At 62.1% G+C, this 16,450-nt stretch carries 13 protein-coding genes; 8 read left to right on the plus strand and 5 right to left on the minus strand.

Annotated features, from left to right (window positions below; all coding sequences use genetic code 11):
- Positions 1 to 3: 3 nt before the first annotated feature.
- Together oxc and oxlT are read right to left on the minus strand one after the other, a co-directional pair.
- Positions 4 to 1,794, minus strand: coding sequence for an oxalyl-CoA decarboxylase (oxc, locus tag PPN31114_RS08910; RefSeq protein WP_217426925.1), 1,791 nt, complete (start codon positions 1,792 to 1,794; stop codon positions 4 to 6).
- Between the two features lie 148 nt (positions 1,795 to 1,942).
- Positions 1,943 to 3,289, minus strand: a complete 1,347-nt coding sequence (oxlT, locus tag PPN31114_RS08915) for an oxalate/formate MFS antiporter (RefSeq protein ID WP_174987811.1) — start codon at positions 3,287 to 3,289, stop codon at positions 1,943 to 1,945.
- Between the two features lie 730 nt (positions 3,290 to 4,019).
- On the opposite strand from oxlT, the gene PPN31114_RS08920 reads away from it, so the two are divergent.
- The 7 genes from PPN31114_RS08920 to PPN31114_RS08950 all read left to right on the plus strand — a co-directional run bounded on the left by PPN31114_RS08920 (position 4,020) and on the right by PPN31114_RS08950 (position 12,552).
- A complete protein-coding gene (locus PPN31114_RS08920; RefSeq protein WP_150679022.1) occupies positions 4,020 to 5,033 on the plus strand; it encodes a 2-dehydropantoate 2-reductase in 1,014 nt (337 codons plus the stop codon).
- A gap of 536 nt (positions 5,034 to 5,569) precedes the next feature.
- The gene (locus PPN31114_RS08925) at positions 5,570 to 5,788 is read left to right on the plus strand and encodes a hypothetical protein (protein WP_150679023.1); all 219 of its coding nucleotides are present in this window, start codon (positions 5,570 to 5,572) and stop codon (positions 5,786 to 5,788) included.
- 29 nt (positions 5,789 to 5,817) lie between these two features.
- Positions 5,818 to 6,531, plus strand: coding sequence for a GntR family transcriptional regulator (locus tag PPN31114_RS08930; RefSeq protein ID WP_150679024.1), 714 nt, complete (start codon positions 5,818 to 5,820; stop codon positions 6,529 to 6,531).
- 642 nt (positions 6,532 to 7,173) lie between these two features.
- Complete coding sequence (locus PPN31114_RS08935; protein WP_150679025.1) at positions 7,174 to 7,641, plus strand: formate dehydrogenase subunit gamma; 468 nt, start codon at positions 7,174 to 7,176, stop codon at positions 7,639 to 7,641.
- Complete coding sequence (locus tag PPN31114_RS08940; protein WP_150679026.1) at positions 7,638 to 9,239, plus strand: formate dehydrogenase beta subunit; 1,602 nt, start codon at positions 7,638 to 7,640, stop codon at positions 9,237 to 9,239. The genes PPN31114_RS08935 and PPN31114_RS08940 overlap by 4 nt, the downstream gene beginning before the upstream one ends.
- A 13-nt stretch (positions 9,240 to 9,252) precedes the next feature.
- Positions 9,253 to 12,117 carry a formate dehydrogenase subunit alpha gene (gene fdhF, locus PPN31114_RS08945; RefSeq protein ID WP_150679027.1) on the plus strand — a complete coding sequence of 955 codons (2,865 nt, stop codon included), beginning with the start codon at positions 9,253 to 9,255 and terminating at the stop codon, positions 12,115 to 12,117.
- 201 nt (positions 12,118 to 12,318) lie between these two features.
- Positions 12,319 to 12,552 carry a formate dehydrogenase subunit delta gene (locus PPN31114_RS08950; RefSeq protein WP_150679028.1) on the plus strand — a complete coding sequence of 78 codons (234 nt, stop codon included), beginning with the start codon at positions 12,319 to 12,321 and terminating at the stop codon, positions 12,550 to 12,552.
- Between the two features lie 30 nt (positions 12,553 to 12,582).
- Here the strand turns inward: PPN31114_RS08950 and PPN31114_RS08955 are convergent, their stop codons facing one another.
- Complete coding sequence (locus PPN31114_RS08955; protein ID WP_150679029.1) at positions 12,583 to 13,431, minus strand: EamA family transporter; 849 nt, start codon at positions 13,429 to 13,431, stop codon at positions 12,583 to 12,585.
- A 399-nt stretch (positions 13,432 to 13,830) separates the two neighbouring features.
- Positions 13,831 to 14,316: a hypothetical protein gene (locus PPN31114_RS08960; protein ID WP_150679030.1), complete on the minus strand. Its 486-nt coding sequence runs from the start codon at positions 14,314 to 14,316 to the stop codon at positions 13,831 to 13,833.
- Between the two features lie 315 nt (positions 14,317 to 14,631).
- On the opposite strand from PPN31114_RS08960, the gene PPN31114_RS08965 reads away from it, so the two are divergent.
- On the plus strand, positions 14,632 to 15,225 hold the full coding sequence (locus PPN31114_RS08965) for an SLOG cluster 4 domain-containing protein (protein ID WP_370865846.1): 594 nt from the start codon (positions 14,632 to 14,634) through the stop codon (positions 15,223 to 15,225).
- On the opposite strand, the gene PPN31114_RS08970 is transcribed toward PPN31114_RS08965, so the two are convergent.
- Entirely contained in the window at positions 15,209 to 16,429 is a 1,221-nt protein-coding gene (locus PPN31114_RS08970) for a ShlB/FhaC/HecB family hemolysin secretion/activation protein (RefSeq protein ID WP_150679032.1), read from the minus strand. The genes PPN31114_RS08965 and PPN31114_RS08970 overlap by 17 nt on opposite strands.
- Between the last annotated feature and the right edge of the window lie 21 nt (positions 16,430 to 16,450).

Here is a 16,450-nt window from a genome sequence, read left to right on the forward strand (position 1 = left end):
GAGTTACTTTTTCATCGCCGCGCTTTGCGGATTCAGATTGGTCAGACGGCCGCTTTCCGTGCCCGCCGATTCGTCGATCACTGCATTGATGAGCGTCGGTTTGCCCGACTTGATGCCCTCTTGCAGCGCCTTGGTCAGTTCTTCCGGCGTGGTGACGTGGTAACCGATGCCACCGAAGGCTTCGATCATCTTGTCGTAGCGCGCGCCCTTGACGAACACCGTCGGTGCCACGTCCTTACCGCCCGTCGGGTTGACGTCGGTGCCGCGATACACGCCGTTGTTGTTGAAGATGATGGTGGTCACCGGCAGCTCGTAACGGCAGATCGTTTCGAGTTCCATGCCGCTGAAACCGAACGCGCTATCGCCTTCGATCGCCACGACCGGCTTGCCGCTCGTCACGGCTGCACCGATGGCGAAGCCCATGCCGATGCCCATCACGCCCCACGTACCCGAGTCGAAGCGCTTGCGCGGCTGGTACTGGTCGATGATGCTGCGGGCGTAGTCGAGCGTGTTTGCGCCTTCGTTGACCAGATTGATATCCGGATACGCCTTGAGCACGTCGCGAATCGAGCGCAGTGCGCTGTGGAAATTCATCGGCGACGGGTTCTGGTCGAGCGTTGCCGCCATCTTGGCCAGGTTCTTGTTCTTGCGTTCCGCAATCGCGCCGGTCCATTCAGCACTCGGCTTGCCGAAGTTCGCGTCGATACCGGCCACCAGTGCCGACACGCACGAACCGATGTCGCCGATCACTGGCGCGGCAATCGCCACGTTGCTGTCGATTTCCGTCGGCGAGATGTCGATCTGCACGAACTTCTTCGGGGCCGAACCCCAGGTCTTGCCCTTGCCGTGCGCGAGTAGCCAGTTCAGGCGAGCACCGATCAGCACCACGACGTCGGCTTCTTGCAGCACGAACGAACGTGCGGCAGCCGCCGATTGCTCGTGCGTGTCGGGCAGCAGGCCCTTGGCCATCGACATCGGCAGGTACGGAATACCCGACTTCTCGACCAGTGCACGAATGTCGGCATCGGCCTGCGCGTAAGCGGCGCCCTTGCCCAGCAGAATCAGCGGGCGCTTGGCGTTCTTGATCACGTCGAGGGCGCGCTTGACGGCGTCCGGTGCCGGGATCTGACGCGGTGCGGCGTCGATCACACGAATCAGCGAATCCTTCGCCTTCTGTGCATCGAGCGTCTGGGCCAACAGCTTGGCCGGCAGATCCAGATACACGCCGCCCGGGCGGCCCGAGACGGCAGCACGAATCGCACGCGCCACGCCCACGCCAATGTCTTCTGCATGCAGCACGCGGTAAGCGGCCTTGCAGTACGGCTTGGCAGCGTTGAGCTGATCCATCTCTTCGTAGTCACCCTGCTGCAAATCGACGATTTCGCGCTCGCTCGAGCCGCTGATCAAAATCATCGGGAAGCAGTTGGTGGTGGCGTTCGCCAGTGCCGTCAGGCCGTTCAGGAAGCCCGGTGCGGACACGGTCAGGCAAATGCCGGGCTTCTGGGTCATGAAGCCAGCGATCGCCGCAGCATTGCCGGCGTGCTGTTCATGACGGAAACCGATGAAGCGCATGCCTTCGGCTTGTGCGAGGCGGGCCAGATCGGTAATGGGAATCCCCACCAGACCAAAGATAGTGTCAATGTCGTTCGCTTTCAGGGCATCGATGACCAGATGGAAACCATCAGTCGTTTCTGCCTCGGACACGATGTTCGCGTGTCGGCTGCTGTCTTTGAGCGTGTCGCCCGCGGTGTTGTTTTCCGCCTTGCCGACTGGCACGGTCATCGCAATGGACATAATTCTCTCCTCCAATTTTTCCGGTTTCAGTGTTGCGTCGTCTTTCGCTGACGATTACTTTAGGACTTCAAAACTGTCTTGCATGCCGCGCGCGCTGCGCCGTAAATCCGGTCGCGTCGCGCGCGGCACTCCTGCCGGCGCCTGTTCCTCAGGTCGTACTGCGGGACAAGTCTGCTGGTTTGGTAATGACCTCCTCGGCGTCGCGGGCACTGCTGTCCGCATAGCGTTGGGCGAGTCGAGCGCGCATCGGCTTGAGCACGAAGAGCGCGAGTACGGCGGCCGTTGCATTCATGACGACTGCGATCATGAACACAGCGTGCCAACTACCGGTTGTTGCGGTGATGACGCTGGTAAAAGGCACCAGCAACGCAGCCGTTCCCTTGGCGGTGTAGAGCATGCCGGCGTTGGTCGCGGCGTACTTCGAACCGAAGGTGTCGGCGCAAGTGGCCGGGAACAAGCTGTAGATTTCACCCCAGGCGAAGAACACGAGACCCGTGAGAATCACGAAGGCGACCGGGTGCTGGCCCCAGACCGACAGCGCGTAGATACCCGCGGCTTCCATCGCGAAGGCGATGAACATCGTGTTTTCACGACCGATCTTGTCGGAGATCCAGCCGAAGATCGGACGCGTGACGCCGTTGAGCACACGGTCGATGGCCAGTGCGAAGGTCAGTGCCGGCAAGGTCAGCCCCATGAGCGAAACCGGGGTGCCGTCCAGGCCGTAGTCCTTAGCGATCGGGCCGAGCTGTGCCGTTGCCATCAGACCGCCTGCGGCCATCAGCACGAACATCAGATACATCAGCCAAAACACGGGACTGCGCATGACTTCGGTCGGCTTGGCGTTGTAGCGGCGTGCGCCCGGGGCAAGCTTCTTGAGTGCCTCGAAAGCGGCGGGCGGCGAAGCCAGCGCAAGACCGAGAAGCAACACGATGATGCCTTGGCCAAGACCGAACACCAGGAAGGTGTTCTCATAGCCGCTGCTCTTGATCATGTTGGCAATCGGCACCACGGTCAGGGCGGAACCTGCACCGAAGCCTGCTGCCGTCAGCCCTGCTGCCAGCCCCCGGTTAGCCGGGAACCACTTGAGCGCGTTGCCCACGCAGGTGCCATACACCGCACCGGCACCGACACCGCCTACCGCCGCTGCGAAATACAGCATCGCGAGCGAATCGGCGTAGGCGTTGAGCGCCCACGCAATACCGCAAAGCAGACCGCCACCCACCACCACGGGGCGCGGACCGAAGCGGTCGACCAGATAGCCCTCGATCGGCACGAGCCACGTTTCCGTGACCACGAAGATCGTGAATGCCACCTGAATGGCCGTGCGGCCCCAGTGATACTTCTCGTCGATCGGGTTGACGAACAGCGTCCACCCGTATTGCAAGTTGGCGATCATCGCCATACAAATCACGCCGAACACGAGCTGAACCCAAGGGCTCGCGAACACGGATGTCTTACCGTGTTGATTTGTCGTCTCCACTTGTACCTCCTCCATCGGTTTTCAGTTGTTTGACAGCTTCACAACAACAACACCTTCCGGATGGGGTCTATGCCCCCTGGGTATGCTTTTACGAGGTCTTCGCCTCGTCGACTTTGTCTCTGATGCTTGCGGATCCGCTCTCGCTCCACCGCAAATATACCGAACGAAATATACGATATATCAGATTTAAGTCAACACTAATTTATGACTTTTCTCGCTTTCCCCCTCGCGTGCCGCAGGCGTTTTCGGTCCATTGCTTCGAAAACGTCCACGGCACGCGAGGCACTGTGCTAGGTGGCGGCTAGATACAGTAAGGCAACTGTAGGCCGGAGCGCCGCAACAACGCAATGCGAAAATACTAAGGAGTTAACCTGATCCGAGAGGCGCGTCAGATAAGGCGCTACAGCCTTTTATATCGGCGTCCTTGACGATTTTTAAAACGAGCACAAGACGATATTTTTGATAATTTTTCTCACAACGAGGGCTGATTGCGAAATGCCCTCCTCCGCTGTAACACACCGTAATAATTCGCTCGCCCGCCGCTTTCGTACCGCGTTCGACGTCAGGCAATGACGGTCGCGCTCACACATCCCGACACCCCTTTCCGGCCGACCGCGGGGAAACCATGACGCCCTCGGCCGCCGGAAAGCTTGGCGCTTCCCGGCTTGTGATATACGATATACAACATTTGATATTAGAAAAATAAAGGCCAAGTTCCGATTGACCATTTGTGGAGGGAGACTTCATGAAGATTTGCATCTATGGCGCCGGTGCCATCGGCGGTTATCTCGGTGTGCAGCTCGCGCACGCTGGAGCCGATGTCAGTCTGGTGGCGCGCGGCCCGCATCTCGCGGCCATGCGTGAGCACGGACTCAAGTTGTTGATCGACGGCGAAGAACGCGTCGCCCAACTGCGTTGCACGGACGACCCGCGTGAGCTCGGTCCGCAGGACTACGTCATCATCGCGCTCAAAGCGCACTCCGTGCCGTCGGTACTCGACGCCATGCAACCGCTCATCGGTCCCGACACGGCCGTGGTCACTGCGGTGAACGGCATTCCCTACTGGTACTTCTATAAGCACGGCGGCACGCTCGAGGGCAGCACGCTCGAGAGCATCGATCCGGGCGGGCGTCAGTGGCGTCAGCTTGGCCCCGAACGGGCCATCGGCTGCGTCGTGTATCCGGCCACCGAAGTCGTTGCGCCCGGCGTGATTCAACACGTGTACGGCAACAAGTTCCCGCTCGGCGAAGCCAGCGGCGAGCGCACCGCCCGCGTGGAAGCGCTCTCGCAGATCATGACCAAAGGTGGGCTCGATGCCCCCATTCGCGAGAACATTCGCGACGAGATCTGGCTCAAGCTTTGGGGCAACCTCTGCTTCAACCCTATTTCGGCACTCACACACGCGACGCTCGATATCATCGCCAGCGACCCGGGCACGCGTGCCGTCGCGCGCGCCATGATGCTCGAAGCGAAAGCGATCGGCGACAAGCTCGGCGTGCATTTCCGCGTGGATGTCGAACGCCGGATCAATGGCGCCGGCGCGGTGGGCTCGCACAAGACGTCGATGCTTCAGGATCTCGAGCGCGGCCGGGCCATGGAAATCGACCCGCTCGTCTCGGTGGTGCAAGAGATGGGGCGCCTTGCGGCAGTGCCCACGCCAACCCTCGACGTTGTGCTCGCCCTTATTCAGCAACGCGAGTTCATGACGCAGCCCGATGCCGTCGCTGCTGCACAGGCACGACTGGCCAAGGCAGCTTGATCGCCTGAGAAGAAGACCTGGCAAGTTGGCGCGTCGCGCCGCTTGCCATGCGCCTATCTATATAGAAGGGCAATTTCTGCCGCACGCCGCCGCCACGCATTGTTCCCCCTGCAATGCGTTGGCGGATGGATCTGCCGACTGGCGGATCAGCGGATCGAGACCCGGCACGGTGGCTCAGCACGCAATAACGGCTGTGGTTTCGCGGCAACGCAATATCACCGTTTTCCCCCTCACCGAGGACACCTTCGAACACGCGACTGACTACGCATTACCCGCGCGTCCCGAAATCTGTACTCTTGCACGCCAACCGGACCTTTGAGGAGACCAGCGCCGCGCATCGACCCGCTCGGCAGTATCGGAAAAAGAGACAAAATCAGGCAGTCAATGGGCAGTGACACTTAAAGAACGTCCCGAAAAACGATAAATTTTGATATTCCGTATGTGGTATATCTTGAGACTTGTTGCGGCGCGACATACAATGCAAAGCAAGTTCTCCCCCACATATCGATCATCTAACGTCTTTCAGGAGTGTCATCATGTTCGTCGTTGCGCTGACTCTGCTTGCCCTCGCCGCCGCCCTTTCCGCCGGTGCCGCCATGGTTCATTTGTTTGCATCGCTGCCGGCATCGATGCTTGAGAAGGCCGAGAAGAATGGCCGCTTCGCCTACCTGGCGGAAACCACGCAGGCAAACGAATCGGGTAAACTCGTCACGAAACCGGCATCCGTCGTGGGGCAGCAAGCATTGCGCCTCTGAGGAGGCCGTAATACCTAGGAGACTATTGCATGTCCCTGATCACCCCAACTCCGGAGCGAGTGACGCCACTCGCGCTGGGGCCGATCGACACCACCACGAGTTTTCGTAATCAGGCGTATGCGCGGCTGAAAAAAGCCATCGCAGACGCAGATATCTATAACCGGAAAGAAGAGATCCGCCTGGATGAGCGTCAGCTCATCCAGGAACTCGGCGTTTCGCGCACCCCGATTCGCGAGGCGATGACTCTCCTGGAGCAGGAAGGTTTTCTGCGCACGGTGCCACGCCGAGGCATTTTCATCATCCGCAAGACCAAGCGTGAAATCGTCGAGATGATTCAGATGTGGGCGGCCCTCGAAGGCATGTCCGCACGACTGGCCACGCTGCACGCCTCGGATGAAGAGATCGCGAAACTGCGCCATCTGTTCGATGAGTTCGTCAACGCACCGCCGACCGATCACATCGAAGAGTATTCCGACGCGAACATCGACTTCCATCAGGCGCTCATCAATCTTGGCGGCTCGCAAGCGATTGCGAACACCATCAAGAACCTGTTCATTCACGTGCGCGCCATTCGTAAAGTGACGATCGCTCAGAACGACCGGGCCGCGCGCTCGATTGTCGATCACCTGAAGATCATCACGGCACTCGAAAAACGCGATACGGAACTGGCCGAGAAGCTCGCTCGCGATCACACCCTCGGTTTGGCCGCTTTCGTCGAAGAGCATTGCGACTTCCTCGATTAACGTCATGACCGGCGGCGCGCGTGGCTGCCACACGCTCACGCACGCCAATAAGAAAGCCAGCCGCACATTCGTGCCGCTGGCTTTTTTGTTTTTCCCCGCCAGTTGCCGCCTAGCCCGGCATACTGTTCCTTCTTCTCCCCTCCCCTTCAGCGCCTCTCCTCCGGCGCATCAGATCCGGCGCCTCAAATCCGGCGCTTCAAATCCGGGTAAACGAGCCTGCCAAACCCGGTCTCAGGCTATTGCACGTATACCGTATATGATATATCGTGTTTCACATACTGATGCCTTGCCACGGTGAAGACGGCCACTCCCCAAACCGTCTCTGACGTGACAACGCACTGCCCGTGGAAGCGGGTATCGGGTGAAGCGCGAATTCGCGACGCCTGCGGTACCGGTTCATGATGTAAGCAACGGGCGAGAGGCCAGCTCGTGCGGCATATGGTGGGGGCTATGTGTCGCACACGCATCCGGCGTCACGCTGATCGCTAGACCCGAGCCGCGTCTTCGGATGCGTTTTCATCGGGCCTCTCGCCCCGGGGCAAGCCGAAAAGCTTTGCCAAAGTTTGAAAGCGGAACGACAACACATACCCATACCCGCAGGTGTGCCGCTCCCCACGGCGTGCCAAATAGGAGACAACTGCCATGCGCGAGGCTTATTCCGTCGCGACGGTGCAAGCGATTCTGGACGCTCATGCAGCGCAGGAAGGGCCATTGTTGCCCATCCTCCACGACGTTCAGGAAGCCTTCGGCTACGTGCCCCCGGACGCCGTGCCCGTCATCGCCAACGCCCTCAACCTCTCGCGCGCCGAAGTTCACGGCGTGATCACGTTCTATCACCACTTCCGCACCAGTGCGCCGCCGCGCCACGTTGTGCAGATTTGCCGCGCGGAAGCGTGTCAGAGCATGGGCGCCGACGCGCTCGTGGCGCACGCCGAGCGCGTGCTGGGTTGTGCGATGCACGCGCATAGCGGCGACGTCGCGCTCGAGCCCGTGTATTGCCTTGGCCAGTGCGCCACGTCGCCGGCCATCACCATCGACGACAAGCTGCACGCGCGCGTCACCCCCGAGAAATTCGACCGCCTGCTCGCCCGCGCGAAGGATGCCGTATGAGCCAAGTCACCTCCCCTGCCCAAGCTAACCCGACCACCGTGCGGCTCTATCTGCCGCGCGACTCCGCCGCGCTCGCCCTCGGTGCCGATGAAGTGGCTGAAGCCATCGTCGCGCAAGCGGCCGCACGCGGCATCGCGATCGAGCTCGTGCGCAACGGCACGCGCGGCATGCTCTGGCTGGAGCCGCTGCTAGAAGTCACCACACCCGCAGGACGCGTCGCCTACGGTCCGGTCGAGGTCGACGACGTGCCGGGTCTGTTCGATGCCAACGTCACCGCAGGCGGCGATCATCCGCTGGCCCTCGGCCTGACCGAAGAGATTCCGTACTTCAAACAGCAGGAACGACTCACCTTCGCGCGCGTGGGCATCACCGATCCCGTCTCTGTCGACGATTACGTCGCACACGACGGCTATCGCGGCCTGCGCAACGCCCTCGCCATGGACGGCGCGGCCATCGTCACGCAAGTGACCGATTCCGGCCTGCGCGGACGTGGCGGTGCGGCGTTCCCGACTGGCATCAAGTGGAAGACGGTACTCAACACGCCCTCCGCGCAGAAGTACATCGTTTGCAACGCCGACGAGGGCGACTCCGGCACGTTCGCCGACCGCATGTTGATGGAAGGCGACCCGCTCGTGCTCGTGGAAGGTATGACGATCGCGGGCATCGCCGTCGGTGCCACGCGCGGCTATATCTATGTGCGCAGCGAGTATCCGCATTCGATTGATGTACTCAACGAAGCCATCGTCAATGCGAAAGCCGCGGGCTATCTGGGCGAGAACATTCTTGGCTCGGACAAGACCTTCCATCTGGAAGTGCGCAAGGCGGCCGGCGCTTACGTCTGCGGCGAAGAAACCGCACTGCTCGAAAGCCTCGAAGGCAAACGCGGCGTCGTGCGCGCCAAGCCGCCGCTGCCCGCCATCGAAGGCCTCTTCGGCCAACCGACGGTCATCAACAACGTGATCTCGCTCGCCTCGGTGCCGATCATCATGGACCGTGGTGCCGACTTCTATAAGAACTTCGGTATGGGCCGCTCGCGCGGCACGTTGCCGATTCAGCTCGCGGGCAACATCAAGTACGGCGGCCTGATCGAGAAAGCGTTCGGTGTCACGCTGCGCGAAATTCTGTACGACTTCGGCGGCGGTGCCATCACCGGCCGACCACTTCGCGCCGTGCAGGTCGGCGGCCCGCTCGGCTCCTATCTGCCCGAATCGCAGTGGGATACGCCGCTCGACTACGAAGCGTTTGCCGCGCTGTGGGCGGTGCTCGGCCACGGCGGCATCGTGGCCCACGACGACACGGTCGATCTCGCCAAGCTTGCGCGCTACGCGATGGAGTTCTGCACCATCGAATCGTGCGGCAAGTGCACGCCGTGCCGCATCGGCTCGACGCGCGGCGTGGAAGTCATGGACCGCATCATCGACGGACGCGACCGTCCCAAACAAATCAAGTTGCTGCGCGATCTGTGCGACACCATGCTCGCCGGCTCGCTGTGCGCGATGGGCGGCATGACGCCCTACCCCGTGCTCTCAGCACTGAACCATTTCCCCGAAGACTTCGGCGCGGCTGAAGCATCGAACCAGCCGACTAAGGCCGCCTAGGAGAGCCCTCACCATGATGGACCCGATGTTCGAAAAGGATTACGGCACGCCGCGTCGCGAGTCGGAAAAGGAAGTCACGCTTGAGATCGACGGCGAGCAAATCACCGTGCCTGCGGGCACGTCGATCATGCGTGCCGCGGCCGAAGGCGGCGTGAACGTACCGAAGCTGTGCGCTACCGATTCGCTGGAGCCGTTCGGCTCGTGCCGCCTGTGTCTGGTGGAAATCGAAGGACGGCGCGGCTTCCCCGCATCGTGCACGACGCCCGTCGAACCGGGCATGAAGGTTCGTACGCAAACGCCGAAATTGCAGGAACTGCGCAAGGGCGTGATGGAGCTCTACATCTCCGATCACCCGCTCGATTGCCTGACCTGCGCCGCTAACGGCGATTGCGAATTGCAAGACATGGCGGGTGTCACGGGACTGCGCGAAGTGCGTTACGGCTTCGACGGCGCCAACCACTTCGACACCGAGAAAGACGAAACCAACCCGTACTTCACTTACGACGCCTCGAAGTGCATCGTCTGTAACCGCTGCGTGCGCGCCTGTGAAGAAACGCAAGGCACGTTCGCGCTGACGATCTCGGGCCGCGGCTTCGAAGCGCGTGTCTCGCCGGGTCAAGACCAGCCGTTCATGGATTCGGAATGCGTGTCGTGCGGCGCCTGTGTGGCCGCCTGCCCGACCGCTACGCTGCAAGAAAAGTCCGTCATTCACCTCGGCCAAGCCGAGCACGCCAAGATCACCACCTGTGCCTATTGCGGCGTGGGCTGCTCGTTCAAGGCGGAGATGAAGGGCAATGAAGTCGTGCGCATGGTGCCGCACAAGGATGGTCAGGCCAACGAAGGCCATGCCTGCGTGAAGGGCCGCTTCGCTTGGGGCTACGCCACGCACAAGGACCGCATTCTCACGCCGAAGATCCGCAAGAAAATTACCGATCCGTGGCAAGAAGTGTCGTGGGACGAAGCCCTCGACTACGCGGCATCGGAATTCAAGCGCATTCAGGCCAAGTATGGCCGCGACTCGATCGGCGGCCTGGTGTCGTCGCGCTGCACGAACGAAGAAGATTACCTCGTGCAGAAGCTGGTACGTGCCGCCTTCGGCAACAACAACGTCGACACCTGCGCCCGCGTTTGCCATTCGCCGACCGGCTACGGCCTGAAGGCCACGCTGGGCGAATCGGCGGGCACGCAGACGTTCAAGTCGGTGGAACATTCCGACGTGATTCTGGTGATGGGTGCGAACCCGACCGACGGCCACCCGGTGTTCGGCTCGCGCATGAAGAAGCGTCTGCGCGAAGGCGCGAAGCTGATCGTGATCGACCCGCGCCGGATCGATCTGGTCAAGAGCCCGCACATCAACGCCGACTATCACCTGCAACTGCGTCCGGGCACGAACGTGGCGATGGTCAACGCCCTCGCCCACGTGATCGTGACCGAAGGGCTGATGGACGAAAAATTCATCGCCGAGCGCTGCGAAGACCGCGCGTTTGCGCAGTGGCGCGACTTCATCTCGCGCGCCGAGAATTCGCCCGAAGCCACCGAAGTGCACACCGGCGTGCCTGCGCATCTGGTGCGCGGTGCGGCGCGTCTGTACGCCACGGGCGGTAACGCGGCCATCTACTACGGCCTGGGCGTCACCGAGCATGCGCAAGGTTCGACGACCGTGATCGGTATCGCCAACCTCTCGATGCTCACCGGCAACATCGGCCGCGAAGGTGTCGGCGTGAACCCGCTGCGCGGTCAGAACAACGTGCAGGGCTCGTGCGACATGGGTGCGTTCCCGCATGAACTGCCGGGCTATCGCCATGTGTCCGACGCCAGCGCACGCGCCTTGTTCGAAGCCGAATGGGGTGTCGAGCTGCAAGCCGAGCCGGGCCTGCGCATTCCGAACATGTTCGATGCCGCACTCTCGGGCACCTTCATGGGCCTGTATTGCCAAGGCGAAGACATCGTTCAATCCGACCCGAACACGCAGCACGTGACGCACGCGCTGGAGCAGATGGAGTGCATCGTCGTCCAGGACATCTTCCTGAACGAGACCGCGAAGTACGCCCACGTGCTGCTGCCGGGTTCGTCGTTCCTGGAGAAGGACGGCACGTTCACCAACGCCGAGCGTCGTATCTCGCGCGTGCGTCAGGTGATGCCTCCGCGCGGCGGCTACGCCGACTGGGAAGTGACAATTCAGCTCGCCAAGCGTCTGGGCTACGAGATGAACTACTCGCATCCGTCGGAAATCATGGACGAAATTGCACGCCTCACGCCGACGTTCACGGGCGTGAGCTACGCGAAGCTCGACGAACTGGGCAGCGTGCAATGGCCGTGTAACGAGAACGCGCCGGAAGGCACCCCGGTCATGCACATCGACGAGTTCGTGCGCGGCAAGGGCAAGTTCCTGATTACGCAATACGTGCCGACCGACGAGAAGGTGACGCGCCGCTTCCCGCTCATTCTGACGACGGGCCGGATTCTGTCGCAGTACAACGTCGGCGCACAAACGCGCCGTACCGACAACAATCACTGGCATAGCGAAGACCGACTGGAGCTTCACCCGCACGACGCAGAAGAGCGCGGCGTGAAGGATGGCGATTGGGTCGGGATTCAGAGCCGGGCGGGCGAGACGGTGCTGCGCGCGATCGTGAGCGATCGCATGCAGCCGGGTGTGGTGTACACGACGTTCCACTTCCCGGAATCGGGCGCGAACGTCATCACCACCGACAACTCCGACTGGGCGACGAATTGCCCCGAGTACAAGGTGACAGCAGTGCAGGTCACGCCGGTGGCACAGCCGTCGGAATGGCAGCGCCAGTACTCGGACTTCAACCGTCAGCAGGAGGCGTTCCTCGACCACTCCCGCGGAGCGGCTGAGGCAAACGCAGGGTAAGGTTCGAAGGGTTAGAAAGGCTGAAAAGGTTGCGCAGGAACAAGCGCCATCAGGACAATCCGCGTCCATCGCCGCGCAGTCGGCGAGCTTCATCGTCCGACGCCATGAGACGATGCGGCGGACGCAGGATTGTCCAGCTTCAGGCAGGCACCACGGGCACCACGGATAGATAGCGGCTTACGAGAGGGGACAGAACAGATCATGGACACCGACAATCTGGTCAAGATGGCCAATCAGATCGGCGACTTCTTCGAAACGATGCCCGACCGCGACGAAGCGCTCGAGAGCATTGCCGGGCACTTGCGGCGCTTTTGGGCACCGCGCATGCGCATGACGATTCTCGAGCATCTGGAGTCGACCGACGGTCACGGCATGCGCGAGATCGTGGTCGCCGCCATTACCGCGCATCGCGCGGAGTTGTGGCCGCGCGCGTAGGCACGACCGCAGCACGCATTCAGCGCTATTTCAGGCACCGAGCTTGATCAGTACCGCGCCGCCCACGACGAGGCTACATGCCACGAGGCGGCGCGCATTGAGCTTTTCGCGCAAGAACAGCCAGCCGAGCAGCACCGCAAAGATCGCGCTCGATTCGCGCAGCGCCGACACCACACCCATCGGTAGAAATTGCAGCGCGAAGACCACCATGCCGTAAGCGCACTGCGCGACCACACCGGCACCGAGCGCTTCGATCACGCGTCGGCGCGGCGCAAGGAACATGCCGCGCCAACCTCCTCGCAATTTCCATACACCCCCGACGAGCGGCACGCTGGCAAACAAGTACGCCCAGGCGATATAGCCGAAACCGTTGCCGTTCGACATCCGCACGCCAAACCCGTCCACAACGGTGTACGCCGCGATAAATACGCCGGTGAGCAACGCGGCGGGTACGCTGTCGCCCGACAAGCGCCGCCCGCGCAACGCGAGCGTCAAGATACCCCCGCAGATACACGCGATGCCGAGCGCCGCGCTGCCTGTGGGCCATTCGCCCGCCAGCAACAGCGCCGCGCCGGAAATCAACAAGGGGGAGATGCCGCGCGCAATGGGATAGATCTGCCCGAACTCGCCCACGCGATACGCGCGAATCAGCGCCACGGTGTAGCCGACCTGCGCACAGGCCGAGAGCAAGATGAGCGGCCACACCTGCATGGGCGGCAGTGGCAGCAGCACGATGCCGACGACAGCCGCGAGGAGTTGCGGCACCGCCATCAGGCCGATTTGCCAGACGCGGTCGGGACTTGCGTGGAGAAAGGCGTTCCAGGTGGCGTGCATCAGCGCTGAGAGCAGCACCAACAACACGATAGGCGTAGTGGTCATTGACGGTCGGTCGGGGCGACGGCAACCGGTGGCGTTTCACGGATTTGTTTTGGGTCGCCAGCCGGGCAAGCCGCTATTGTGGCAGCAGCGCCCGTTTCGCCATAGAGCCAGCGGCCAACATTCCCGCAAGGCCAGACGATTTCGGTGTGCTTGGCGAAACGGCAGCGGGCTGGGCGAGCGGACAAACGGGCAAACGGGGGCGTCGTTTCGCGTGACGCGGGAAAAGTTGTCCACACCCTTTGTGGATAACCCACTGGATAACCTCACCCGCCCCGCTCAAATTGCCCGTGCCTAGGGGCTGTCAAGAGCCTTGCTCAAAAAACGATCAGCGAAGGAACAAATATTCGGCTTGACGGTCTGGCAGCACCCTGCTCAAGCGCCGTCGCCCTTGCTTGCGGCCTAGTTGGCGGCGTCCGGCGATGCATCGGCGTCCTGCTGACCCTTCGGCTCCGCTGCCGGGCTCTGCGGCACCGTGCGCAGCGCAGCCACGACGCGCCCCTGCCCCATCACCGCTTCCGGCGCTTGTTGCAACGCCAGCCGATAGCGCTCGCCAAACTCTTCGTCGGCATCCCTAAATAATTTGGCCGCCATATCGGCGAGCGCGATGCCATTGGCGGCGAGCGGCGGTGTCTGTTCCTGCCACTCGTCGATCGCGACGATCAGGCGCGAGAGCGGATCGAGCCATCGAAACCAAGGGTCTTCCGTGAGCAACTGAACGAAGCGGCCCGTCGGCACCGCACCGAAAACGGCCTCGTATTGTTGGCGGTCGTTCGCGATCAGCTCCTTGTGCTGGGCTAGCAGCGCAGTACGCAAGTTCTGCATGGCAGTGATTTGCGCGGCATCGGCGGGAGTGTCTGCGGGAAGGGATTGCGTCGGTTCGCTCATAGAAAAACTCGCGGCGTCAGAAAGTGTACGAAATGGAAATGGAAAGCGTCTGACATGCACTTTAGGACTTAGCCCATAGCCAACGATCCAGTAGATCACGATACTACACGCATCTCGCACACACCTCGCGAGATCAGGCTTTCACTTCCCCGTGGGAGGCCTGCTTCCTCACCCGCCCATCCGGCGGGTTTTTTTTGCCCGCGATTTGCGCGTGCCTTTCCGCCCCAACTTTCAGCGCACGTCTGAACGTCGCCGCGATGCGAATTCGTTTATGATCGGCAGCGCTCAAGTCTACGCATCGTGCGCGCCTCTCTTATGACGGCTACTCCACTCCCTCAACGTTCCAAGACCATCGGCGTCATGGGTTCCGGCAAACAGCCGTGGACCGAACTCGCCGTCCCGCTGGGTCATGCGCTCGCCGTGGCCGGTTACCACTTGCTGACCGGCGGCGGACAAGGTGTGATGTGGAGCGTGAGCGAAGCGTTCTGTGCGGTGCCGCAGCGCGTGGGACGCAGCATCGGCGTGGTGCCGACGCAAGCCATCGAAGGCAATGACAACGAAGCGCCCATCGCGGAAAACGGCCATGCCGTTGTAGGAAAAGGCTACCGTCCCCTGCCCGGGTATCCGAACCCGTTCGTGGAAATTGCCATCGTGAGTCCGTTGCCGCGCCATCTTCCCGATGCGCCGCCGGGCACGCTCTCACGCAATTCCATCAACGTGCTCTCGAGCGACGTCATCGTCGCGCTGCCCGGCAGTCACGGCACGCGCGACGAAGTCAGGCTTGCCGTGCAATACGGCAAGCCTGTGATTCTCTTCGGGGAAAGCGAGCACTTCGCGGACCTGCCTGCGACGCTCACGCGCACCACGTCGCTCGACGCGGTGATGGCGTTTATCAGAACGGCACAGTGAGCTTCGCGTCGATCGACTGGAAGCGATAAGACCAGCCCGGCGGGCCGCTCGACGACGGCATCCACGGCGCATTCAAGCGCTGCATGACCGACAGATCCAGCTTCGACGTGCCGAGATAGTGCGTGTGGTTGAGCCCCACTTCCGCATAGCTGTCGTAGGTATGGATCGCATTCGGGTCTTCCGTACGGCTGCGGTTGTAGCGCAGTTCGATCCCTGTCGATCCGTTCGACGTCACATCGAACGCACGGCGCACACGCCATTGGAGCGTCTGTGTCTGCGTCGTGCCGGTAGCAATCTGATCGGTGGCCGCGTTGGTCTTGCCCGTCAGGCCCACCGTCCAGTCGGCATCGAGCGGCACCGAGTAATTGGCCGTGACGTCGCGATTGGTCGCATCGCGGCGAGCGTTCTGCAAGTCTTGACTCACGGTCGTGTTGAACTTGCCGTACATGCCGAGCGGGTTGTTCATCAACAGATTGGCCGTGCCTTGCATCTTGCCCGTGGTCGTCATGCCGCTGTTGTTCATGCCCAGATTGAACTGATACGGCTGCTCGTTGAGCACCTGCAAGCCCACGGCGCCTTCGCCCGGCGTCTTACTGCGCGAGGCGATGAGCGGCAGATTCTCGTTGCGCACGACCAGTCCGCGACGCATCAGCATGCGGATATTGCGATCGGCGTAGCTCTCGCGACGCGGCTGTCCGCGCAGGCACGACGCTTTCGCAAGGAAAGCATTGGGCGGCTCGACGTCAGGTGCGGGCGGCGGTGCAGGCGGCTCCGGCGGCACTTCGCCCGGCGCGAGCAATGCCTTCGCCAAAATGGCCGTGCCGTCGGCGCTCAATTCCGGTGCGACGGCGAAATCGGCAGCGGGTAACGGGGGGGAAGGCGGCGGTGGAGGTGTTGCATCGGCTTGCGCTTGCCCGTCGGGCGCCTCAGATGACGCGACGGCTGCGCTTGCCACGCCGTCCGTGCCCGCTGCCACGGCAGCACTCGCTGCCCCTTCAGCAGCGGCAGCGACAGCCGCACTGGCCACCCCGGCAGGCCCGGCCGCTTCAGCCGCCTGCGCCGCAGACGCTGCGCGCGCGGCGGCCTCGCGATCGACGGCCGCGGCGACGGCGTTCGGGTCGTCACCGGCAAACAACGCAATGGGATCGGCAGAGATGCCCGGGTCTTGCGCCTGCGGTTGTGGCGCGGGTTCGGGAGGCGGCACGAAATACTGAGGCGCGAGCCC

This window comes from Pandoraea pneumonica (genome assembly GCF_902459645.1).
Classification (GTDB): Bacteria; Pseudomonadota; Gammaproteobacteria; order Burkholderiales; family Burkholderiaceae; genus Pandoraea; species Pandoraea pneumonica.